The following is a 24,837-nucleotide window of genomic DNA, read 5'->3' as shown; positions in this document are numbered from 1 at the left end:
CTGAATTCTTGCCCTATTTAACCGGTATGCCCAAATCCATTATTACGCAACCCGTTGCTCTATCAATCTCTCGATAGATATTTAGTCCGTATTTTTCATCCATCTCATAACCGCTTTTAGGAAACCAAACAGCGAAGATTCCTTGAAGCACGCGAAAGATATCTTTTATTTCTCCCTCAAATCGGTAAGTCGCAAATTTCCCGCCTTTTATCGTTACGATATTCTCTAATTTGCAAGTATTGTCTACCGTTATACACAGATCGCATATGCAACGATTCAGAGAAGAAATCGTAGGATCGTCATAAAATCTTTCAATCATTAAGGTATCATCCTGAATATGCTCCTTATAGGTATCCAAAAACTGAAACCATTTTTCCTTCAGCCCGCCATAATTCCCAAAGACTCTCTCATAAATGACTTGGACATCTTGCAACAATACGATTTTCATTCTGGCATCGTAGTCATCAAAGGTTTCAAAGGTATCAACAATTTCAGGATGAAACGGATTTGAAATACTTGTTGTCTCGATAGATTTACGAAATTCAGTTGGAGAAAGACTATGATGCTGCCTAAATGCAGAACTATAATTGGATGCACTATATCCGTAATCTAATCCAATATCGGTGATTGCCTTATGCTGTTTTAGCTTAATGTCAATGGCACTTTGATCCATTTTCAAATGTTTGATAAACGCATATACACTTTCGCCCGTTACTGTCTTGAAAATCCTGCTGAAATAGAATTCCGAATAATGAAAGTGATTTGCCACTTCTTTAATCGTCATACCCTCGTCAAGGTGTTGTAGCATATAGTCAATGTTCTGACTGATCAGTTCTCTTTTAATCATAATGCACACCCACTATTATCCTCTCGTTACAATTGATATTGTACCATAAAAAAATGAAAACAGCCGGTATTTCACAATTGGTTCTTTCCAGAACAACATTTAGCAGTGCAGTATTTATTACCAAGTAACGATGTTGTTTTAAACAAGCTGCTGGTGTCTGAAATTCAAACGTTTTGTAGGCCAATTATGAAAAGATCTTTTCAGTCCAAATTAAGGAGATGTTTATTTGAAAATTACACTAATTTTATGAGAGTGAAGAAGGGCAAAACTCCTTAGAGGAATGGAAAAGAATTAATAATCGACTAAAGTAAAATATATATAATACAACGCCATCTACCATTGTTCATTTATGATAAGGGGAGTTAAATTATATTTCAGAAGCTAATATGGTTTGTTTTACAAGCTGAAAGATATGATATAATGTAAAAAAAGTATCTGCAGAAAGGATAATAAAAACATGAATAAACATGGGGAAATTTATCTTCCAGGCGGGATCAATTATTTATCCCAAGATGAGTTAACCAATATACAATCTGAACTGAATAAGTACGATATTACTTTAATTGCGACTGATGATCATGCTCCCCAAGCATCATTTAATGATATTTGTATATTCATAAGCCAAAACACCACTGAACTAATCGTATCTGGTCTTATGATGCCAGTAGCATATGATGTTCTTGTAAAAAGTATTAAATTTGTTATACAGAAAATAAAAGAAAAAGTAAAAATACTTCAAGGTGGCCAAGTTCGCGAGGCGCAGCCAAGTATTCATTTTAAGACAGAAAACAGCGAATTAATTGCTCCCATCCCCCAAAACTTGACAGATGAACAATTCAATAAGTATTTTGAATCAATAAATGAGGCGATTAAAACAATACATCATAATTCAGAGAAAAAGTATGAATATTTTATTATTGAGCAACAAAATGATGGACTTAGGGTCGAAGTAAAGACCATTATTCAATATGCTCAAGATAAGATTGAACATCAAAAGAAAGATGAGGTCAGCTCTCATGATGAAAATAATCGATGATAACCCATACATAGAGGAAAGCGTGAAAGCAATAGCTAGACATTTCGATCACTATTATATTGAAAAAGACATAGCTCAAATTAGAAAAAGTATTGATTCTGCTAAAGATTTAATTAGTAATTTAGATACTGATATTTCAAAAATTCATATTTATTATTCTATTGCAACAGCTTATGGAGATATTCTACATATTAATCCAGAAGGTTATTCTGAAGCAATCATTATAGAACAACTATATAACTTTAGAATGGCGATAGACATTTTTGATAGCTGCAATTTTACTAATGATGAAATGAAATATGTTACAGGCTGTCTTATCCAAATATTTACTAACTATGCTAACGCTCTATCCAGCGCTGGTAGGATTATTGAAGCTATTAAGTATTATAAAAAAGCGTTAGAAATACAGAGTGATTTTGGCATGGCAGAAGGTAATTTAGGTATTTGCTATATAAGTTATGCAGAATTAGATTTTGATAATGGACATTCTCAAATTTTTCATTACTGTGCCTATAAATACTTGAAAACAGCAATCAGTCATAAAGATACAATTGTAGAGCATAATGCCATAGCGTTTTTTCAGGATCAGATAGGCTTATTTTCTACCAAATATATTGAAGAATTTTTAGAAAGGAAACTAAAAATTAACAAATATTCTCTTGGAGAACAGGAAGAATCTAATTATAGAAATTGGGTTATGAAAAATGGATTATTTTTAAATACAATGAACGATTTACCTTTTGTTGAAAGTTTTATTGCTACGGATAGTTTACAATTACCTAGTATAATAAGAAAAACAACAGAGGGAATCAACTATAAATATCATGGCTTATTCAATCAAATAAAGCAAGAATTTATTACAGCCCGATACTTAATATTTGAGGCCCTACAAGGGGGAAGTAATACACATTTTGCGGATAAAGATATTCATTTAATAAATACTTTAGATTATACAATTCACTCTATAAGAATTGAAAAAATGAAATTAGCTTTTCGAACGCTATATTCTTTATACGATAAAATAGCATATTTCATTAACGATTATTTTGAGCTAGGTATTCAATCAAGGAATGTATCTTACAATAGAATATGGCAAAATGATTCCAAGCAAATATTATTATCTAAGAGCAACTGGATGTTAAATGGTCTTTACTGGATATCGAAAGAATTTTTTGAGAGAGGCAATACTTCATATAACACTATTAAACCGCGAGCTAAACTTATTTATGACATAAGACAAGCTTTGGAGCATAGATATATGAAGGTAACCGAATACGATATAGAAAACTCCAGAAAAGATAGTTTAGCTCTATACGTTCCCTATAAAGATTTTAAACAGGAGACGCTTGAATTAACTTGGTTAGTTAGAGAGTCTATAATCTATTTATCACTTGCAGTACATCTGAATGAGAATTTGAAGCGTTCTAAATTACCAAATGCTGTTTATCCTAATATACCTTTATTTGAATTTGATGACGAATGGAAACTGTGATGACTGATTGTATACATTAACGTTTTTATAGCAAGAAAAAGTGACTGAGTAAATCAAACTCAACCGCTTTTTGTTTTTGACCTACAACCACATCGTTACGGCAAAGCCTCCTTCGAAATAATAGGTGTTCATGTAATGTCCATTTGGTGGAGAATAGGGGGATCGAACCCCTGACCTCATGATTGCGAACCATGCGTTCTCCCAGCTGAACTAATTCCCCACATGCGATCAATAAAAATATGTTTCTGATCACTATTTTATTCTTTTTTTATCAGCCGTCAATATGTTTTTGTTCTTCTACCTGTTTAATATAGGACTTTTTAGTTTGTTAACATAATTAATATTCAGCAAACTCCCTAAATATCCGATTCATTTATAGCCTTAAACCTGCACCATTTCATACAAACGCCGCATTGGATGCATTTTTCTTTATCTATCACATGTATTTTTCGATGTTCCCCGTCGACCGCCTTAGCCTTGCAAACTTTTTTACATGCACCGCAACCCCTGCATTTGTTCGGGTCAATTTGATAGTAGTAATACGGATGCTTGATTGGATTTATTTTTAGCTTCTCTTCTCCATCCTTATTGAAATGGGACAATATCTCTTTTAGCATTTTATACCCCTTCCTTTCATGCATATCTCTATATCAACCAATTGCTTAGGGATTCACGTTTTCAGGGCCATCTATCAATTTGCATAAGCCGCATAAGGTTTCTTCGTTCAGATAGTGCTCCATCATACCAGCGTCTGCAGTGGCATTCTCTTGACTAACATGAAGTATGTCCATTAAAAACTGCCTTATCATCTTAAATTTATACGTTATCATCATTGCCTGATTCCTGCCTGTTTCAGTAAGTCTAATCTGCCTATAGTTGTCCCTATAGATCAAGCCCTTCTTTTCCAATACATCCATTGCAACGCATGAACTAGCCTTTGTGACCTTAAGCTCGGCAGCAACATCCGATATATGAACTGCTTCATTGCTGAGAGAAAGTTCATATACTATTTTAAGATAATTTTGCTGAGATTTTGTAAGTGATATAGGCTCGTATTCTCTAAAACATTGTATTTTCGGCAATGGTTCTTGTACGTTCTCTTCCATTATAATATGCCCTTCTGTTCTTATTTCAGTTTTAGACCTCATAATAGCACCCCTCTTTCTTCATTTCTGCCTCTATACTACCACCTCTCTTTAAACACAATTTATCTCGAATTTAAACTCAGTTTAAACAATCCTATGATTTTTTTGGGATTATAATTTTAAAAGTAGTGCCTTCTCCGAATTTACTTTCCACATCAATACTGCCATGATGAATCTGAACGATCCGCTTTACAATTGACAATCCTAATCCGCTGCCTCCAACACCTCTGCTGCGCGCCTTGTCCGCCATATAGAAGCGTTCAAACACATGAGGTAGGTTTTCTTCCTTCATACCAATACCGTTATCGGAAATCTTCACAAGAATCTGCATATTATCCTCGGACACAGACAAAGAAATTTTACCTTTATCCGGTGTAAATTTGATACTGTTATTGAGAAGGTTAATCCATACTTGGTTGATCAAATCTTCATCTGCAAAGACTTCAACCTTTTCCACGTTCAAGGAGATTTCTATCTCCTTCGCTGACCACTGAGGTTCCATAAAAAGGATGACATCTTTCAGCTGTCTGTTGAGCGAATAATGCCTTGGATTAAATTCAGCAAATTCTGAATCCAAAGTCGAAAGTCTCAGGAGATTTTCACTAAGTTTTGATAAACGCTGGCTTTCAGACTCAATGACTGCAATATAGTGGAGCCGCTCCTGTTTGCTTAGCGTCTCATCTTTCAACAGAGAAACAAACCCTCTAATCGAAGTTAGGGGCGATTGTATTTCATGAGAGACGTTTGATACAAAATCCTGGCGCATGGTTTCCATCTCGCCTAATTCCTTTGCCATATTATTAATTTTATCTATGAGATCCGTAAGATGTTCATCTCCATAATTTTCATTCTTGTATTTTTTGCTATCAATCTGAATTCCGAAATCACCTTTTGAAATTCTGTCTATAACTTCCTCAATTTCATTAATAAATTCATGGTAAGACCGCTTATGTAATCCCTTAAAATGAGCAATGAGAAAAGCAAATGTCATAAAAACAGCTACCCCTAAAGAGGAAGTACCTGCCCGCTTTAAAACATCCATCATCATGATTCTATCACTAGAAATAAAATCGATGATGCAAGCAGCAAGTAGAAAGCACATAAATTGCAATAGGATTATAAAAAGATATACTAGTATATGTTTCAGACGATGTTTCATTTCAAAATCTCCAACCTGTAGCCGACGCCTCTAATCGTCGTAATTTTAAATCCATAAATTTCTTGTGGGAATTTTTCTCTGAGCCGCCCAATATGAACATCTAACGTACGTTCATTTCCATCAAAGTCGAATCCCCATATATCTTCAATCAGCCGTTCCCTAGAAAACGTTTTGCCTAGTGCACCTGCCAGCATAAACAGCAATTCAAATTCTTTTAAAGGAAGAGTCATTTCTTCTGTTTCTGTTTTTACCATATATTGATTCTGATCAATTTTGATTTTCCCTATGTCAATGATCTTAGATAATGCTATATTGCATCGCTTCAGAAGTGCTTTCACACGTGCCACAAGTTCCTCCGGTTCAAAGGGCTTTGTAAGATAGTCATCTGCCCCTAGTTTAAATCCCTTTAGCTTTTGGCTCGTCTCTCCTTTCGCCGTCAGCATAAGGATTGGCATGTCATAGAAGTCTCTCACTTCGCCGCAAAATTCCCATCCATCCATATTGGGCATCATAATGTCCAATACAATTAAATCCACCTTATTCCTTTCCATCTTTTCCAAGGCATCCACCCCATCGGAGGCTTCTAACACTTCAAATCCTTCTTTTTTTAAGATGAGTCGAATTAGTTCGCGTATATTTGTATCATCATCAACCACCATAATTTTATTCATTGAACGCTCTCCTTTATTGTGATTATAACTATCATAAATCATTAGTTTAAACAGAATTTAAATTGATTCGGCATTAAAGCAGATGCCTGTTTATCTGCATGCGGTCACCTCGATCTTAGTATAACAAAATAACTTGGCAATATCATGTCAAGTTATTTATCATATAAAATTTATTTTATCGGCAAAATATTAATTAAATTTTTTATTTTTTTAAATAGTTTTCCTGGCTTTAACTTAGCTTTCCAATCATCAAGGTATGTATAAATAACCGGAACAACCAACAAGGTCAATAACGTGGATGATATCAGTCCTCCGATAATGGCAATGGCCATGGGCTGACGTGTTTCTGAACCAATTCCCGAATCCAGGGCAGACGGCAGCATGCCTAGAATCATGGCTAGTGTCGTCATCATAATCGGCCGCAATCTTGTCAAACCAGCTTCCATAATTGCTTTTGTTCGTTCCATACCTTCCTGTCTTTTTTTCTTTATAAAGTCAACAAGAAGAATCGCATTTTTAGTAACAAGACCCAACAGGAATATGATTCCAATCATGCCGATCATACTGAATCCAGCTCCCGTAATAAAGAGGGCAAACATGGCGCCGATAATGGCCAATGGCAATGAAAACATGATGGCTAGCGGATCAATCCAACTTTCAAATTGTGCCGCCAAAATCAAAAATATAAAGAGGATACCTAAAACAACTGCCTGTGTCATGGTAGCGGTGCTTTCTTCTACCATCTGATCATCTCCACCCTTTACGAAATAAATGCCTTTGGGCGGCGAAAGTTCTTCCATTAATCGCTTTTCGAATTCAGCACTGATGTCAGACGATGAATAGCCAATCTCATTGTTTGCTTCCACCTGTATGTCTCTGCTCTTGTCATACCGTTCTATCTGTGAAGATGCTGTGGTATATTGTTTTTTCGTCAACATTTCAACGGGAATCATCTGCCCAGTGGTAGAACTCGCAATATATATTCCGTTAATGCTGTCCACTCCTGTGCTCTGGCTGTCTTCCACACTTACCGTTATATCAATTCGATCTCCATTGTCTTCATATTGACCCACTGTCGTTCCGTTGAATAACGTGGTTAGCGTGCTCGATATACTGGCAGGTACTACACCTAGATCAGCAGCTGCATCGCGGTCAACTAGAATCTGGGTTTCCGGTTTTCCAGCTTTATAACTTATTCCAACATCTGTTGCACCCGGGATTTCAGCGAGTAATTGCTTTGCTTTCTGACTGTATTCCAAAAGCTGTTCAAAATTATTGCCTTGTATATGAAGGGAATAGAGCTTGCGGCTGTCACTCATACCCGGATCAGAAGTTCCAGCTACAGATAAATCCAATCCAGGATATTTTTTTATTTCAGAACGTATTTCAGCCGCCAGCTCATCGCCGCTTTTCTTTCTGTCTTTTTTATCCGTTAAACCAAGAATCATGCTGATACTATCTTTTTTTACTGTCGTATATACGGTCTTCACTTCTGGATATTTTTTTATGGCTTGTTCAATCTGCTTTGCCTTCTCCTCCGCTGCAAAAAGAGATAGCCCTGAATCTAACTCTGCATTAATTGTAACCGTGCCCCGATCCTCCTGTGACATGAAGTTCATACCCATCATCGGAATCAGTGTCAGACTCATCACGAACATCCCTGCCGCAGCAAGCAACGTCTTCTTCCGATGCTTTAATACAAAACCAAGTATCTTATCATAAATGATGGCCAAACGGTCAAACTGATAGTTGAACCAAGCCAGAAATCTTTGGAATTTTGTTTTTGGTTTCTGATCCCCCACATCCCGAACAAATCGAGATGCCATTAAAGGTACCAACGTAAAGGAAACAAACAATGAGATTAAAACGGCAAATGCAATGGTCAAACCGAATTCCTTGAAGATCTTTCCGATAATGCCCCTGCCCACTGACATCGGGAGAAATACTGCCACAATGGTCATTGTGGTAGCAAGTACTGCCAAGCCGATTTCACTAGTAGCTTCCTTAGCAGCTTCCAATGGCGATCTCCCTAAACGCAGATGCCGTTCAATATTCTCTATGACTACAATGGCATCATCTACAAGCAACCCTACCGAGAGGGACAAGGCCATCAGGCTCATCGTATTTAATGTAAATCCCATGATCTTCATGGCTGCAAAAGTAGTAATAATGGAAGTCGGCAGTGAGATGGCGCTGACCATCGTACTTCCTAGAGTTCTTAAAAACAGAAAGATAATCAGTACCGCTAGAATGCATCCCTCAATCATCGTCTCTTCAACCCCGGTGACCGAGGCTTGAATAGAGGTAGAATTATCCGTTACCACACTAATCTTCACCTCATTCGGCAACGATTTTTCAAGTGCTGCAATTTTGCTTTTGACAGCTTCCGCAACCTTAACGGTATTGGTTCCCGACTGCTTGACAATATCAATTCCGATACATTCTTTACCGTTAAAATGGGAGATACTATCCTTACTCTTATATCCATCTACTACCTCCGCGATATCCCCAATACGGACTTCCGTTCCATCAATAGTCGCAACCGTAATATTTTTGAAATCATTTACATCTTTGATGCTGCTATTTGTCCGGATGGTTACTTCCCGTGACTTGTTCCCAACTTTCCCACTGGGTGTATCGAGATTATCACTCCCTAAAGCACCTGTAACCTGGTCAATAGTAATGTTCAGCGCAGCCAATTTGTCTTTATCCAGTTTTACCTGAACTTCACGCTCCAGCAAACCATAGGAGGTCACGGAACCGACTCCGCTGACCCTATTAATTTCAGGAATAATGGTATTATCAACCAAATCTGAAAGTTCCGCTTCATTCATTTTTCCTGTGACTGAAAGAGAAAGAATTGGATCTCCATTGATATCCATTTTAGAAATGGTAGGTTCTCCTGTATCGTCGGGGAGATCTCCTCGTATCGCATTCATTTTTGTGCGGACATCCTGAGCGGCCGCGTCTGCATCTCTAGTATCATCAAATTCGACCATGGTCATGGAATATCCTTCGCTGATACTGCTTGTGATATGATTTACACCGGACAACTGTCCGATTGCTTCTTCCACTTTTTTCGTCACTTTGGACTCCACCTGATCAGGAGATGCCCCCGGAAGACTAATGCTTACCGTGACATATGGCATATTCGTCTCCGGCATATCATTTAAGTTTAAGTTCAGAAAGCTAGTGATACCAATTGCCAGCATGGCTATGATTACCACAATAGCAAAGACAGGACGTTTAAGACTGAGGTTTGTAAGAAACATAATAGGTTATTCCCCCTCTCCGTCTGTTGGCGCATAGACCGCTCTCAGAGCTTTTTTCTCATGTGCAACGCTTACTTTATCTCCGTCCTGAAGAGAGTTCAGATTACTTGTGATAATTCGATCGCCTTCTTTCAGACCCGATGTGATTTCAACCATATCATTGGAAACAACCCCAATTTCAACAGGAACCTTTCTTGCCAACCCATTCTCAATGGTAAAGGCGGAATAGTTTCCTTCACTTCCTGCCACTGCGGACATTGGTGCTGCCAAAGTTTTTTGGTTCTCTTTGTCAGAAATCTCAATTGTTCCAAATACCCCGGATTTCAAGGCCCCTGCCGTATTGTCAATTTTAATCAGGCAATCGAATGCTCTGGTCTGACTATTGGCAGAAGTCGCTATCGTTTCCACAAAGCCTTTATATGTCATAGTATCGTCGTGACTCAGCTTCAGTGTAACTTCCTGACCTACCGCGACTTTTTCCAGATCATTCTGTAGGAGCTGAATCTCCGCTTTGATACTCGTGTTATTTTTCACAGACGCAATCACCGTTCCCTGATTTAAATACTGTCCAACCGTGATATTTTTGCCGCTGGCTTCCCCCGTGACCGGCGATTTAATGATACAGTCGTTCAACGAATTTAAAATGTCCTGAAGTTCGATTTTTTTCAATTCCACATTTGCCAGAACCGTCTTGTAAGCACGCATTGCGGTATCATAACTAGTCTTGGAACATGCCCCCCCTGCATAGAGTTGTCCCGCGATATCAGCATCGCTTTTCGCGGCATCCAACTCCAGCTGCAGCTTGCTCAGATCTACTTTTGCCGTTTTCATCTGGTTCTGAAGATCCTTATCGTCGAGGGTTGCCAGTGCCTGACCCTGTTCCACCTTATCTCCGTTTTCGAACAATACCTGCGTCACCTGACCCGACACATTGCTGCTGACGGTAGCTTCTTCCGCCGGCTCTAGATTTGCTTTATATGTAAGTCCCCCTATTGAATCGGTATAACTCACTTCTGCTGTCTCCACTGCAATTGAGTTATCCAAAGACAGTTCCTCCTTCGGTACTTTCTGAGCACTGAAGATTCTGACCCCTGTTAAGGAAACAACCATCAACACTGCGACAGCAATTAATATTGTTTTTTGTTTCATCAGTTGTTTTAAGTCCAGTTTCTTTTCTTTCATTCTAGCAATCACCCTTCATTATTTGATTTTGCAAACAGAGTATATTCCTGCCATTTAAACCCAAATTAAATGGAGTTTAAATGGAATGTAAACAAAGACAAAAAAACCACAATCCATTAATTTTGACTGTGGTTTTTAAAAACAATTTTGGATGAAATGAATAATTGGGGGATTGTTTATCCAACATCATTCTTGCTCTTCATATCACAACTTTCATTCATATATTCATCAAACCCCTCTCTACTCAATAATATTGGTGTTATAGCTTCACCATAACAATCTTCCGTCTCTCCAATTTTTTTCAAGGCGGCTTTCTCATTCTCAGATTGACTTACTCTATCTGGAGTTGTGCCTCCAGCATAGCCATGTTGCTGCGGAGTTCTTTTGCTGTTTCCCAAGAGATACGTCCTGCTTCAAACATCTGCTGAATCAGCTCACGTTCAATCCCGAACCCTCTCGCAGTAATCTTCAGAATAAGTTCTTCCCTTGAAGCCTTGTCCCCTTTTTCCTCATCCTGTGCCATGCGATTATCCCGAAGGTTCGTTATCATTTCGTATTCCGAAATCAGCCGATCCAGAGCCGGATCAGCATCGGCTGTTTTTAGGGCTTTCAGTTTTTCCAATACAAACTGCCCGTTAGACTTTGTCATCTTCAGTAATGTGTTCTTTCGCGTGCCTTCATCTTTAATTATTTTGAACCAAAGCATATGCTTGAAAATCCATATTAGGGAGTAAGATATACTGTGTTTCTCCTTTGTAGCCGATGAGATACGCGTCTCAAGCATAGTAAGATAACGGTCGGCAGTCCGCTTATCAATAATTTCCTCATTTAACAACTGTTCCGTGTTTTCTTTTTCCCACATCAGTATGTCTCGACGCAATGCTTTTTCTGCTTCTTCTGCTTTGCCATTCAGGCAAAGAGCTTTGTCCAGTGTAAGGCCGCGTGAATAGTAGTTTCGAGTTACAAGCTCCGTCGCCATACGCGTTTCATCCGTCGCCTCCCCTTTTAACCGGGCTACAACTGTTTGAAGTATTTCGAGATATGCGGTCTGCTCCTCTTCATTGCGGGTTGCGTCTTTCTTCTTTCCCGTAAACAAAGGCAGAATAAAGTTGGTAATCAACAGAGAAACGACAATAACCCCACTAGCCAATAAAATCATCAGTCCTCGTTGTGGGAATGCGTTTCCGTCAGACAGTAGGAGCGGAATGGACATGATGCTGGCCAGTGTTACAGTTCCTCTCGCCCCGGACAGGCTGAAAATGATACCGGCTTTCATTCTGCCAATGGATTTCCCCTCCTCCTGATAGGTTTGTTTCTGCACGGCAAATGTACACCACACAAATCGAATCAGCATTGTACAAAGAGTGATCAGCAATATGCAGCCCGCTGTTTGCCATCCGTCAATGGCATACTCACCGCTTCCGATGGTTTTCAGAATGCCCGGCAGCTGCGTTCCCAGCATAACGAATACAAGTCCATCAAAGCTGAAGGACAGAACCGACCAAACACTTTCATGTGCGATATTCAGGCTTACTTTATCAGGATTAAATCGATCCCGCATGAACGAGTGGGCAATACCTGCTGAGAAAGCTGCCAGTATACCGCTGACGTGAAGGGCCTCTGCTCCCATATATATAATAAACGGGGTCATAACGCCGATCAGGATGTGCAAGGTACTGTTTTCCATACCCAGCAAACGTAACCAGCGGACAAATGCATACTTGAGCCATGTCATTAAAAGGCCTATGATGATGCCTCCAATCCCAAGCAGTAAGAATCGGCCCACTGCATTTGCAATGGAAAATGAACCTGTGGCAGCAGCGGTTAAGGCAAGTTGGAAGCATACAAGGCCTGTCGCATCGTTTATGATGGATTCTCCGGAAAGGATGCCCATGAGCTTACCCGGAATGGAAACCCGCTTACTTACCGCATTTACGGCAACGACGTCCGTTGGAGCCAGCGAGGCACTTAGTGCAAATGCTGCTGCCAATGGAATTGCCGGGATAAGTGTATAAATAAAATAGCCTTCCACTATCACGGTGATGAAGACCAGCGCCACAGCTGCACCAAGAATCGGCTTTTTCATTTCCCACAGTGCTTTTTTATCTGCCGTCATACTGGAATGGAAAACCAGTGGGGAAAGAAACAACACGAAGAACAATTCCGGCTCCAGCTCAAACTCAAAGCCGAATGCGCCAAAGGGAATCAGTGCGATAAGGATCCCCAGCACAATCTGTATAATTGGGACGGATAGTGCCGGTATGAAGCGGTTGATCAGATTTGATAACAGAACCGCTACCAATAAAATTAAGATATATTCAAAAATCAGCATCAGCTCACCTCACTCACTGTTTAGCGTTTTCTGCTTTGATCACGAAGGCCTTTATTCTGGATAACTCTATCCAAGCAACCGGAAAGATCGAGTTTGTCACGCATATGCATGAAATGCTCCATCTTCTCATTTGCAAGTTTGGAATGAACATTCATCATTTTTTCAAATCGCTCATTCATATCATCGTCAAATTGATCGGCAAGCACACCGGTCATGCGATCTATATAGTTTCCTAAGGTGACCTTTTCTTCGTCGCTAAGGCAGCTATACATGCTGCTCAGATCGTATTCTGATTCCTGGCTTTCTGTTCTGCCTAATTCCGTAAGTTTTACTAATATTACTCGCCTGTCTTCTTCCGACTGTATACGCTCAACATATCCCTTTTTTTCAAGCTTGTTCAACAATTCATTCAGGGATTGTTGCCTTATCCCGAGAAGATAGGAGAGTTCTTTTGAGCTAATCGATTCTTTTAGTTTAAGCATTGCCAAAATTCTTCCTTGCCCGCGTGTCGGATCAGCTAATGGTCCACGCTGCACATACTTCTGAAAGTGATGCCGTTGCATAAGCCATTGAAGTTTCAACATTTTTTCATGTAGATTATTCATATTGTCATCCATTTTATATTCCTCCATATACTTTATCAGGTACCTGTTATACATATTACAGGTACCTGATACAATTGTCAACATTTTATTTCAGGTACCTGTTTATTTTTTGCCTTCCATCAGACGCAAATATAAAAAGGCATTCGGATTTCAGATCCTAATGCCTTTAAGATTTCAGCTTTAAACAACTCTTAACCCTTAAGTATGATGAAAGAATTCCACCCGCCAAAGTGGCGTACAGTATAAAATGAATCGCGTTCTCCGCAATACTTGGTATTAGAATGTGAAAAATAAAAGCTATACCGGGAATAACAAAAAACATGGCAGCCACAATTCTTCCCAACTTATCAGATATAAATACATTCTTATTTGATAAATATTTATGTCTGATTGTAAAATCTGACGTTATTATAAATTCTATAAATTTAAAAAATATAAACCCTAAAAACCACAACGGTAAAATTCCAAGACTTATCAGCGTTATATTGGAGGCCACGATAAAAAATAAATCTGCTAAGACATCAAGTTTAGCCCCAGTTACAGAAGTACAGCGAATTTTCCTTGCGATTTTTCCATCGATTAAATCTGTAAGGCAAATAACCGAAAATAATACAATAAGGTTCATAAAATTATTCTTTTCGTATACAAATTGCCCTGTCACATTTGTTACAAATAAAACGGATAAACCTATTCTTGATATGGTGATGCTATTGGGGATGAATTTAATTAGCCCTTTCATAAAACTTCCTTTACCGTACCGGTTTTATTTTAAAATAACAATCATCCTACGAGTACAACATAAAAATGCAGTTATGTCAAATTTCCTTTACTCGTATAATCCCATGGATTAATATTTTTCTCCACTATCGGGCTGTGTATGATTTAGTTAGGTCAAGCACCTAACTAATCCTCATATCCACGGGCAAATCTTTCGTTCCATAAAATCAATCACTTTAAAAATAAGAATACCCATCAAACTCATCGCGAGAATTCCGGCAAACATCTGAACGTAATCCACCATGACCCAGCAATTCATGATAAAGTAGCCGATGCCGTAAGTAGTAGCAAAATTTTCGCTGAAAAACAGAGTAGCAATACATACGCCTATACTCACCCTTAAAGCGGATATAATCTTTGGGAGCACTGCCGGAAATACCAGGTTTGTGTACGTCTGCCAGCGACTTAATCCAAGGGATCTCACGGAATCATGAAGCTCTGTGGGAATTTCCTTCACGCCGTCCCGGACAGCAAGCAGGATCTGAAAAACGACAATCGATATGATCAGAATGATCTTGGAACTGTTGCCCAGGCCAAATATCACCATAAAAATCGGCAGGAAGGCTACCTTTGGAATGGGATAGAGGATATAAGCAACAGGCGTCAGAACGGAATCTGCCCTTTCAGAGAGACCCATCCATAAGCCGAGCGGTACACCGATCCCCATGGATATTACCATGGCCGCTGTTATTCTAAAAAGACTGACGAGCATATGCAGCAGAAGGGTTCCGGTCATAAGCCTGAAAAACGTAACGATCGTCTCGTAAGGCCCCGGAATGATCTTCGACCCTATGGTCAGATGCAGAACATACCAGAAAATCAGAACGATAAAAGCGCCGGATAAGGTTTTGCTGTATATCATATTTTTCAGCGTTTTCATTGCTCCGTTTCCTCCCCGCCAAGCCACTTTCTCACCTCAAGGCAGATCTTGTAATAATCCGGCTTGAAGCGGATATCTTCGTCTCCGAAGTATGGATTTTCAATGATATGACGGATAGACGCCCGCTCCATGATCACAATGATTTGTCCCAGAAAAACGGCCTCCTCAATGCTGTGAGTAACCAACACCAAGGTAGCCGGATTCTTTTTGTATAGATTCAGGATGAGGTTTTGAATATGCTCTCTGTTGATGGCATCAAGGGCCGAAGAGGCCTCATCCATCAGGAGCAGATCAGGCTCTAAAACAAGTGTCCTCGCAATGGCGATTCTCTGCTTCTGCCCGCCGGAAAGCTGAGCGGGGAATTTATGGCGAAACTCCAGAATTCCCAGTTCTTCCATCATAGCCGCAACCCGACCGCTGATTACTGACTTGTCCAGCCTTCTTGCTTTGAGTCCAAGGGCAACATTTTCCCAGGCGGTCTTCCACGGAAGCAATCCTGCATTTTGAAGAATGACACCTGTTTCCTTTCGGACCGTTTTCAGCTCCTCGCCGTTTATCAGAATTTTTCCGGAAGACGGTGCAATAAGCCCTGCCATCGCATATAGCAGGGTTGTCTTGCCACAGCCTGAGGGGCCGATAATTGCACAGGTTTTATTCCTAGGCACCTCCAGATTAATATGTTTCAAAGCAGGCTCGCTGTCATAGTTTACGCCCAGCTCAATCACACGTATCATTGTTCTGCGAACTTTCTTTCAACCAGATCGCTTGCACTGACCTTTAAATCTTTCTTCATAACCTCGGAAGTCCATTGTATGATCCTATCGATATACGGATCATCCGGTAACGATACCTCAGTATATTCAGGAAGAATAATTTTATCTTTGATTTCAGGTTTCAGGTTTGGTATTTTCTCCATCAGAATGTCTCTTGCTGCCTGGGGATTTTTATTCAACTCATCAACTGCCCTGTTATAGGCTTCATGGAACAATTTTACAGCCTCCTCTTTTTCATTTAAGGCCTTCCCGGTAAATACCATTACATCCGGACAAACTTCTCCTTCGGTCTGATAGGTATTCTTTTTAAGGCCGTTCAGTTCTCCCATGGATGCCATCGGTTCAGGAAATAATCCCATATCAAGCTGACCGCTCCCTATCGCCGCCAGTCTGGCCGGAATGTCGTTGATATAAACTTTTTCTATAGTAACCTTATCGCCCAGCCATTCATCAATCAGAAAATTGGTGACACTGACCTCCATCATACCTACCTTGATCTCCCTCTTGTTTTCGGCCCCTTCCTTTGAAAGAACCGGAAACACGCCATTGGTCATCGTAGTAGCTTTGATATCAAAGCCTCCATCCACATTTACGGCAACTGCGATGAGATCTGTTATGGCGCCATCGATTGTCTGCGTTTGTAGGGCACTTTGCCTGTCCTGCGCGTTATTGAAGATCTGAAGTTCCACGTCTAAGCCAAGATTCTTGAAATATCCGTTCTTTTCGGCCAGTAAAATAGGTGCTGAATCCACTGCCGGCATGAGCCCGATCTTCAATGACATCTCCTCATTCTTGGTTTCAGTAGAGCCGCAGCCTGTTACCAGACAGGATACCATAATCACTAGTGCGACCAATATAATAATCCCGTAACGTTTCATGCTTTTCCGTTTTCCCCCTCTAAATTAATTATAACCTCTAAATAAACAAATCCTATTATAACAATACTATGCTTTTCCACTATTTTCATGATAAGCAAATGAACCATAACAAGCGAATCTATTATTCCATGTGCACCTTTATAAACAGACAAAATTAGACCCCTGTACCGCAATACAGGGGTCTGAAAAATTTATATCTGAGTACCTTCCCTATACGGAAGCTTTGCACTAAATCAAGTCGGATTTTTTCAACAAACGCTCCGCCATGATTGCCACTTCTGCACGGGTAATGCTGTCTTTGGGCGCGATGATCTGATTGCTGCGTCCGGCAGTGATTCCCGTTTCAAGGCAGGCTGCGACACTTTCTTTTGCGTAAGCCGAAACAGCTGTCCCATCAGTATAGGCTCCAATCAATTCACTGACGTTTTTGTCCGTCAGGTCAGCATTCAGCCCTGTGACCTTCATTGCTCTCGCAAGCATGGTCATGGCCTGCTCCCTAGTGATTGTATCATTTGGACCAAATTTTCCGTTATCATATCCTTTAATGATTCCGTAGGATACAGCGGTTTCAATATACCCGTTGTACCAGTCTGATGTCTTGATGTCGCTGAAGTTGCTCGCTCCGCTGGCCGGTGCCAGACCCAGCGCTCTCACGATGACAGCGGAGAACTCTGCACGCGTCATGTTTCTGCCGGGAGCGTAGTTGTTATTTCCAACACCTGTTACGACCATTCTGGATCCCATATTGTTGACGGAGTCCTTAGCCCAGTGATTTGTCATGTCTGAGAACGTTACAGGATTCCAGATCACAGAATACGTGCTGTTTGTCAGACTGTTGATCACCGCATAGTATTTTCCGTCGATAACCGTTACTCTGGTCGGAACATGATATACCGTTCCATTCGGTTCCACTACAATTCCTGTGGTGATCTTTGACGGATCAACCCCGGCAGGAATGGCGATGGTCCTCTCCACATAAGCATTGAAACTGCTTGAAGTCACCGATTTTCCGCCGTAGGTGCAGGTGATTGTAAAATCTACTGCCGGTGCTACAACAGTAAAGCCCTTGCTCTGTTCTGCCGTCTCCACCATCTTTGCCATTGCATTTGAAGGCTCTGAAATCTTCACGGATACAGTAATATCCGACAGGGATACACTTGTACCAAGCTGTCTGGAGATTTCGCTGATATTGATCTCTGCCGCAGGCAGCGTATAGCTTGAAGCGCCCCTCTGAATAATCAGCGTTGCACGCTTGTCTTCCATAGACTTGACCATTTCCCCTGTTAGCCTGCCTTCTGCTGTGCTGGCACTGTCTGCAACAGGAATGGTTACCTTAGCGCCATTTTTCTCTGCCGACAGCAGAGACTTTAGCTTATCTGAATCCACTGTCACCGTCGTTGTGGTTTTACCGTCTGCCCCGGTCACGGTTTCAGATTTGCCTGCAGATTGGGCTTTGCCGTTCACTACGATATTTGCCGTGTTGGCGTTATCAGACTTGCCGGAGCTGACGTGGCCGCCTGAACTGCCCGAATCGCTTCCATTTTGCACCCATGCTGCAGTGATGGTGACACTCTGGTCCGGCATCGTAAATATTGTCTCTGCAAGATTTTTATTGGTAAAGGAGCCGCCTCCCGAACTGGTCCAGTCTGTGAAGGTATACCCTTCTTTCGTACCCGCGTTGATCGGCACCTCGGTTCCTGCCGCAAAGCTGCCGCCTGCCGTGGCGCCTATTCCTCCTCCGCTTACGGTCAGCGTATAATTACTTACAATCTTATCAAAAAGGGGATAGCCGCTGTTTTGATTGTCGGTATCCGCTTTCCAAGGCGAAAGGCCGCTGTATTCATCTTTCAGATCAGCCACGTTGTCATTCAATGTCTGGGTAAGCGCCTTTATCTCCGCAGAGGTCTTGACTTCCTCGCTTCCGACATTATTGTAGCTGACTGCAGTGTCCGCACTTAATGAGCTGTCCAGCCAGTATGCATGGTCGATTATTCCGCCGTCACTCCGTCCAAAGATGCCGCCGGCGTAGCCAACGGCAAAGCTCGGTCCCTCAATGGAAATATCACCTGTGCTGTAGCAGTTTTTAATCGAAGATACCATATTGATTCCTGCAATGCCGCCAGCGTAGCCAATGTCTGCGCCCTTGAGTGCCATTACGGCGCCTGTGTTAAAGCAATTGACCACGGTCATCGGCGCATCAACGTTAACGCCTGTGATGCCGCCGGCAGCGATACCGACAACACGGCCTGAATTGCTGCAATTCTGAATGTGCCCACTGCGGTTGTATCCAGCGATACCTCCTGACTGTGTACCAGTCACATTGGACGTATTGAAGCAGTCTTTGATTGTGCCCTGACGATTGTATCCAGCGATACCTCCTACATAGGAGTTTCCGCTTAAGGGCTCTATCTGCCCTCCTTCCAGTCCCACGTTTTTCACCGTACCGAATTTGACATAGCCAAACAAGCCAGCATAGCTGACGCTGCTGTCTATATAAAGTCCGGTTATAGTCCGGCTGCCGCCGTCAAAAACACCGGAAAAAGGTGCATCACTGTTCTCTCCGATCGGAGTCCAGTCTTCGCTGTCCTCGGAAATATCCTCGTTTAGGACAATGTCTGTCGTCATCCTATAGTGCTTATCACCATATTTACTATTTTGTTTGTTGACAAGCTGAGCCATTTTCTTCAGTTCCTCTTTGGAGGTGATTAGGTAGGGAGCTGCCTCTGTGCCCTGTCCGCTAAAGCTTGCAATCATCGTGCCAAAAACAGGATAGCCGCCGTTTTGATTGTCGGTATCTGCCTTCCATGGGGAAAGGCCGCTGTATTCATCTTTCAGATCAGCCACGTTGTCATTCAATGTCTGGGTGAGCGCCTTTATCTCTGCAGAGGTCTTGGCTTCCTCGCTTCCGACATTATTGTATCTGACTGCAGTGTCCGCACTTAATGAGCTGTCCAGCCAGTATGCATGGTCGATTGTTCCGCCGTGACTTGATCCAAAGATGCCGCCGACTCTGGCAATGGCGTCACTCGGTCCATCACTGGTAACATTACCTGTACTGTAGCAGTTTTTAATCGAGGATGCCATATTGACTCCTGCAATGCCGCCGGCGTAGGCTAGTTGATTACCCTTGATTGCCATTACGATGCCTGTGTTAAAGCAATTGACCACGGTCATCGGTGCATCAATGTTAGCGCCTGTGATGCCGCCGGCGACGATACCTTCAACACGGCCTGAGTTGCTGCAATCTTGAATGTGTCCTTCGCTGTTGTATCCAACGATACCGCCTGACTGTGAACCTCTCACATCGGCCGTGTTAGAGCAGTCCTCAATTCTTCCATAACCATTATAAGCGGCGATCCCCCCCGCGTAGGAGTTTTCTACTGCTGCATCAATCTGTCCTCCGCCCACTTTCACATTTTTCACTGTACCGAATTTCATATAGCCGAATAAGCCCGCATAGGTGAAGGTGTCATCTATATAAATTCCGCTTATGGTATGACCACTACCGTCAAAGACACCGGTAAAACACGTGTCACTGTCTTGTCCGATGGGAGTCCAGACTTCGGGTTCTCCGGTAATATCCTCGTTCAGAACAATGTCCGTTGTCAGCTTGTAGTATTTATTGCCGTATCTACCATTCTGGTCGTTTACAAGCTGGGCCATTTCCTTCAATTCCCCTTTGGAGGTGATCAGGTAGGGAGCTGCCTCCGTACCTTGTCCCTCAAAGCTAGCTGGCAGAAGAGGTGTAATCCTGACGTCGTTTGCGGCCAGATTATTAGCAAAGACTAAAATGCCGTTCCACACACTTGCCGCCGCTGTATAGTCCTCGTCAACTTTTTGATATGCCTCCATCCCGTCCATGCTGAGACCTTCGCTTCCCGAATAGACCGCATGTGAAGCTTGTGAATCACCGGTTCTTGCGTAAATCGTGCCACCGGTGATGGTGATTGTCTGGCTGGCGCGAAGCCCTGTACTTATAACACCAGCATCACCGCCCACGGCTGTGATATTTCCGCCCTGAATAGAAAGAGCGCCCCCTGCCATCACGCCGCTGGTGATGGCTGAATCCGTGTCACCGCCTGTAGCCGTCAGCACACCGCTGTCTCCCTTTATGGTCAGATTGCCCATGCACTGTATACCATAAGTATATCCACTGCCGTTAAAGATGCTTTTCACAATATTTTCTGTATTATTGACAAGTACAATTGTAGCATTGCCAGGCAGCTTGATACCGGCAGAATCTTTCGTTACCAAATTGATTCCGCTCATCTCAAGGGTCAAGGCCTCATATCCTTTTTCCTCATCCCCATTCAGGTACCATTTCCAGCCTTCTACGCTGTCTATAATATTTCCCTCCGTCGGGTCAGCGTTCTCTGTTCCTCCGGATGCGGTGTACGAAACTACCTCTCCGGTCAAATCCAGTAAAGAAGAACGCGGAGCCGCACCGTATGGTGAGGCATACGCGTATTGCGGTACAAGCGCCAGCATCATCAATAAGGTAAGTATGATCGCCGTCCCTTTTCTGCATATTTGTTTCATTATCTTCATCTTCCTCCTTCGCAAAATTTACCCGCCTCTTTCGGTCAGCCGCCAAGCCACGGGCCGTTCATCAATAGCTGAATGTTAAACTATTCGACACTATTATACATTTTTCGAATAAACAAAAAATAAACAAGGAGGTATGGCAATGACCTTTCGGGGTAATAAAAAAGCTATGCTTTTCGTTGATTGAAAAACATAGCTCCATGTTTTTTATTACACGCGTTTTCTAAAAGCTAACAGCAAGGGAGGTGCTTCTTCCGAAAGGATCTGATCCATCTCTTTGCGCAATTGTTTTGCCTTCTCTTTCCTTCCGGTTCGTATATAAAAATCCAACAGCTTCCCGCATGCTGTTTCATGGAATGGGTTTATTTCCAGCGCCCGCATGTATAGACGCTCCGCTTCTTCAGGCCGTTTTTGTACTTCCCGCTGCTCTGCGGCCTGTAGCAGATTGGAGATCATGTTTTTCTCCAATGTCTGCGCTTTGCCAAAAGACCATTCATAGGTCTTTCCCTGGAACAATTCTCCGCGGTAAAGTTCATTCAACTGTTCCAGTTCCTGCTCCGTGTTCCACGCCGATTTTTGAAGCCGCTCAAACTCATAAAGATCACAAGTAAATTTTTTTCTGTCCAATGAAATCTGCCGGCGGGTGGTCACCATACAGTCCTCTAGGCCATATTGCTGCAGCGCCCTGCGGATATAGTAAACGGTGGAATTCAAATTTTTCATAGCCTTACCTAAAGGGAAGTCCTCCCACAGTGTATCTATAATTTCATCACGGCTGACACTACCTTTACAGACCAAAAGAGCAAACAACTCTTCCACCTTGGGAGACCGCCAGTTAATGGTCTCATCGCCATCCGCCTGAACCGACACACGAAAGCCGCCAAAACAAAAAACATACAGCCGCTGAGCTTGAAACTGCTGTTTCTTTGCAAACCGCTGCATCGTTTTTGCAAGGCGTTCCCTGCTGATGGGTTTGAGCAGGTAATCCACCGCCTCCACCGCAAAGGCTTCTACCGCATATTCCTCATATCCGGTGACAAACACCACTCTTGCGGAGCTTTGACGCTCCAGCAGCAGATTGGCAAATTCCATGCCGTCCATTTCCGGCATGCTGATATCGAGAAAAACCACATCTACAGGGTTTTCTTCTATATACTGCATCGCTTCTGCTGCTGCACCAAAGGAACCGCAAAGCGTTACATCTTTTATCTCCGACAATAGAATAGAAAGCCGGCTGCGTGCCAACTCCTCGTCATCCACAATGATTGCTTTCATGTCAGGTCGTCTCCTTTCGCCTGGAACGTCTCCCCGATTTCTTTTCCTGGTGCAGGGGCAGCGCAAAGGTCACGCTGGTTCCTTTTCCCTTTTCACTGTATACCGTTAATTCCCTGTTATATAGCATCTTGAGCCGTTGATTGATGTTCCATACACCGATGCCGCCCGATTTCGGTTTTTGCTCCAATAATCCGCTGAGCCTTTCCGCATTCATCCCCACGCCATTATCCGCAATGGTAAAGATGGCCTCGTCCTGTTGACGCTTGATAGAGATCGTTACCATCACCCCGGCGATGTGCTCCATCAGACCATGCCGCACCGCGTTTTCTACTAGCGGCTGCAAGATCAGGGGCGGAATCGGCAGGTTTAATGTTTCATCCATGTCATATTCCACCTGCAACCGTTCACCAAAGCGCATTTTCTCAATATACAGATACGCTTCCAGCAGCTCCAGCTCCTGTGCCAGTGTAGACATCGCATCCATTCGCTTGAAGTCAAAGCTGCGGCGCAGATACTGGGAAAGCTCCACTACTACATCTTCCGCTTTTTCCGGTGCAGTAGCGCAAAGCGCTGCAATGGAGTTGAGTGCGTTATATAGGAAATGTGGGTTAATCTGGGCACGCAGAAAAGAGATTTCCGCTTCCTGTGTACGCTTCATGGAGGTTTGCAGGCGTCTGATTGCAGTAAAGTACTGCATGGACAGCAGGAACATCATCACGGTGGCGAAAAGCATGATATATACCTGTGAAAAGCTTGAACTTGTCTTAAATCCCAGCGAGAACAGGATTGCGTCTGCAGAATATAGGTTGACCGTCAGTATGGCAATGAAAAGCGAAAATCCTTCGGCCTTTCGTATGTACATCAGAACAGACCGAATGAGCAGGAGCAACAGGGTAACAGTATTGCAGGCCATCACGAGCAGGTGAACCTTCATGTAGACATGGATTGGCAGAAATAGTACGCCTATCAGATAAACACCATATACAAACGATATAATAAAAATTAGCCGCCTCATTGGCAAAAGCTCCTTTTTAAACAGATGAAAAACCCAAATCACCACAATAAAGTTAGCCGTTAAGAAGAAATCCTTCATTTTGAAGGCCCATGTAAAGGGAATATCCGGAAGCAGCAGCAATAAAGGCCGCTGGTCGGACAGTCCGTTCCCTACGGAAAACAGAATGCAGAACAGGGAAAAAAGAGGCATTAAATATTCATTCATGCCGTTCCACCGGGCAACCGCAAAGAAAATAAAATATAAAAAAGCAATCGTTATTAGAATAACAAAAACCGCCAGCGAAAGTGAATAAATTCTCTGGTTCTGGTGCAGCATGGCAGCTTCTCTGCCCAATTCAAAAGAAACCGGTATACCGGAATTGATATATTCATAATTGGCGACCTGAACGAGGATTTCAATATCGCCTCCGTTGCTGTTGAAAAATCCAAGCTGAGGAGTATTGCCCGATTTATACTCCGCCGCCTGCTGCGCCGGCACACCATCGGATAATAGTTCCCGTCCATTGACGTAGACCTTACTGGAAAAACGCGCGTTGCCCTTTTTCACCCCAAGGGTCCCATCATACGTCAGGTTTTTCAATACCAAACGATAGGTAGCGCAGCCAAAAGCAGGCAACGTCTCGCCATCCATTATTTTCCCGTTCCATAGTCCAGGTACCTGCATATAACCGGTAGGCTTGGGACGGTCTGCACCTTGTTTGGCAAAATCTGCAGGTGTGAGCAGCTCGCCCCAGTAAAACTCCCATTCACCGTCCAGACGGAGGCTTCCCTTTTGCGCTAGGCTCCAACCTGCGAGCTCCATCTTGCCCTTTACTGCGTGAGGACCGCCATTCAACGCCTGATTTTGGTCCGGAAGTGACATCAATAAAAGTGAAAGAAATGCGAGTATAACCAGCGCAACCCAAATGAATCGTTTAAACAAACTGTCACCTCCTTTTAATTGCGTTATCATGT

Annotated in this window: 19 protein-coding genes and 1 tRNA gene; 2 read left to right on the top strand and 18 right to left on the bottom strand. The window is 42.3% G+C overall.

What is annotated here, in order from left to right; translation table 11 throughout:
• Positions 1-13 precede the first annotated feature (13 nt).
• Positions 14-847, bottom strand: a complete 834-nt coding sequence (locus JYB65_RS09290; RefSeq protein ID WP_206582386.1) for an AraC family transcriptional regulator — start codon at positions 845-847, stop codon at positions 14-16.
• Between the two features lie 457 nt (positions 848-1,304).
• Here JYB65_RS09290 and JYB65_RS09285 point away from each other — a divergent pair, with 457 nt between their 5' ends.
• Positions 1,305-1,883, top strand: coding sequence for a hypothetical protein (locus JYB65_RS09285; protein ID WP_206582385.1), 579 nt, complete (start codon positions 1,305-1,307; stop codon positions 1,881-1,883).
• The gene (locus tag JYB65_RS09280; protein ID WP_206582384.1) at positions 1,864-3,375 is read left to right on the top strand and encodes an LA2681 family HEPN domain-containing protein; all 1,512 of its coding nucleotides are present in this window, start codon (positions 1,864-1,866) and stop codon (positions 3,373-3,375) included. The genes JYB65_RS09285 and JYB65_RS09280 overlap by 20 nt, the downstream gene beginning before the upstream one ends.
• A 144-nt stretch (positions 3,376-3,519) precedes the next feature.
• Here JYB65_RS09280 and JYB65_RS09275 read toward each other — a convergent pair.
• The 17 genes from JYB65_RS09275 to JYB65_RS09200 all read right to left on the bottom strand — a co-directional run bounded on the left by JYB65_RS09275 (position 3,520) and on the right by JYB65_RS09200 (position 24,805).
• A tRNA-Ala gene (locus JYB65_RS09275) sits at positions 3,520-3,595 on the bottom strand.
• A gap of 136 nt (positions 3,596-3,731) precedes the next feature.
• Complete coding sequence (locus JYB65_RS09270) at positions 3,732-3,992, bottom strand: ferredoxin family protein (RefSeq protein WP_245156646.1); 261 nt, start codon at positions 3,990-3,992, stop codon at positions 3,732-3,734.
• A gap of 45 nt (positions 3,993-4,037) precedes the next feature.
• Positions 4,038-4,523, bottom strand: a complete 486-nt coding sequence (locus JYB65_RS09265) for a metal-dependent transcriptional regulator (protein WP_206582382.1) — start codon at positions 4,521-4,523, stop codon at positions 4,038-4,040.
• Positions 4,524-4,614: 91 nt separating this feature from the next.
• The gene (locus tag JYB65_RS09260; protein ID WP_206582381.1) at positions 4,615-5,679 is read right to left on the bottom strand and encodes a sensor histidine kinase; all 1,065 of its coding nucleotides are present in this window, start codon (positions 5,677-5,679) and stop codon (positions 4,615-4,617) included.
• On the bottom strand, positions 5,676-6,350 hold the full coding sequence (locus JYB65_RS09255) for a response regulator transcription factor (RefSeq protein WP_206582380.1): 675 nt from the start codon (positions 6,348-6,350) through the stop codon (positions 5,676-5,678). Before JYB65_RS09255 ends, JYB65_RS09260 begins: the two co-directional genes overlap by 4 nt.
• 170 nt (positions 6,351-6,520) lie before the next feature.
• Positions 6,521-9,622, bottom strand: coding sequence for an efflux RND transporter permease subunit (locus JYB65_RS09250; RefSeq protein ID WP_206582379.1), 3,102 nt, complete (start codon positions 9,620-9,622; stop codon positions 6,521-6,523).
• A gap of 6 nt (positions 9,623-9,628) precedes the next feature.
• On the bottom strand, positions 9,629-10,804 hold the full coding sequence (locus tag JYB65_RS09245; RefSeq protein WP_206582378.1) for an efflux RND transporter periplasmic adaptor subunit: 1,176 nt from the start codon (positions 10,802-10,804) through the stop codon (positions 9,629-9,631).
• A 176-nt stretch (positions 10,805-10,980) separates the two neighbouring features.
• Positions 10,981-11,109, bottom strand: coding sequence for a hypothetical protein (locus JYB65_RS15115; RefSeq protein WP_280634491.1), 129 nt, complete (start codon positions 11,107-11,109; stop codon positions 10,981-10,983).
• A gap of 26 nt (positions 11,110-11,135) precedes the next feature.
• Entirely contained in the window at positions 11,136-13,136 is a 2,001-nt protein-coding gene (locus JYB65_RS09240; protein ID WP_206582377.1) for a Na+/H+ antiporter, read from the bottom strand.
• Between the two features lie 20 nt (positions 13,137-13,156).
• Positions 13,157-13,753 carry a MarR family winged helix-turn-helix transcriptional regulator gene (locus JYB65_RS09235; protein WP_206582376.1) on the bottom strand — a complete coding sequence of 199 codons (597 nt, stop codon included), beginning with the start codon at positions 13,751-13,753 and terminating at the stop codon, positions 13,157-13,159.
• Positions 13,754-13,907: 154 nt separating this feature from the next.
• Complete coding sequence (locus JYB65_RS09230) at positions 13,908-14,480, bottom strand: CDP-alcohol phosphatidyltransferase family protein (RefSeq protein ID WP_206582375.1); 573 nt, start codon at positions 14,478-14,480, stop codon at positions 13,908-13,910.
• A 171-nt stretch (positions 14,481-14,651) separates the two neighbouring features.
• Positions 14,652-15,398, bottom strand: coding sequence for an ABC transporter permease (locus tag JYB65_RS09225; protein ID WP_206582374.1), 747 nt, complete (start codon positions 15,396-15,398; stop codon positions 14,652-14,654).
• Positions 15,395-16,132 carry an ABC transporter ATP-binding protein gene (locus JYB65_RS09220; RefSeq protein ID WP_206582373.1) on the bottom strand — a complete coding sequence of 246 codons (738 nt, stop codon included), beginning with the start codon at positions 16,130-16,132 and terminating at the stop codon, positions 15,395-15,397. Before JYB65_RS09220 ends, JYB65_RS09225 begins: the two co-directional genes overlap by 4 nt.
• Positions 16,129-17,049, bottom strand: a complete 921-nt coding sequence (locus JYB65_RS09215; RefSeq protein WP_206582372.1) for an ABC transporter substrate-binding protein — start codon at positions 17,047-17,049, stop codon at positions 16,129-16,131. The genes JYB65_RS09220 and JYB65_RS09215 overlap by 4 nt, the downstream gene beginning before the upstream one ends.
• A 228-nt stretch (positions 17,050-17,277) precedes the next feature.
• Positions 17,278-21,597 (bottom strand): S-layer homology domain-containing protein, encoded by a 4,320-nt coding sequence (locus tag JYB65_RS09210; protein WP_206582371.1) that lies wholly within the window; start codon positions 21,595-21,597, stop codon positions 17,278-17,280.
• Positions 21,598-21,804: 207 nt separating this feature from the next.
• Positions 21,805-22,869, bottom strand: a complete 1,065-nt coding sequence (locus tag JYB65_RS09205) for a response regulator (RefSeq protein ID WP_206582370.1) — start codon at positions 22,867-22,869, stop codon at positions 21,805-21,807.
• A gap of 1 nt (position 22,870) precedes the next feature.
• Positions 22,871-24,805, bottom strand: coding sequence for a sensor histidine kinase (locus tag JYB65_RS09200; protein ID WP_245156645.1), 1,935 nt, complete (start codon positions 24,803-24,805; stop codon positions 22,871-22,873).
• Positions 24,806-24,837 lie beyond the last annotated feature (32 nt).

This window comes from Clostridium aminobutyricum (assembly GCF_017255415.1).
Taxonomy (GTDB): Bacteria; Bacillota; Clostridia; order Peptostreptococcales; family Anaerovoracaceae; genus Aminipila; species Aminipila aminobutyrica.
This window is presented reverse-complemented; position numbering and strand designations above follow the sequence as displayed.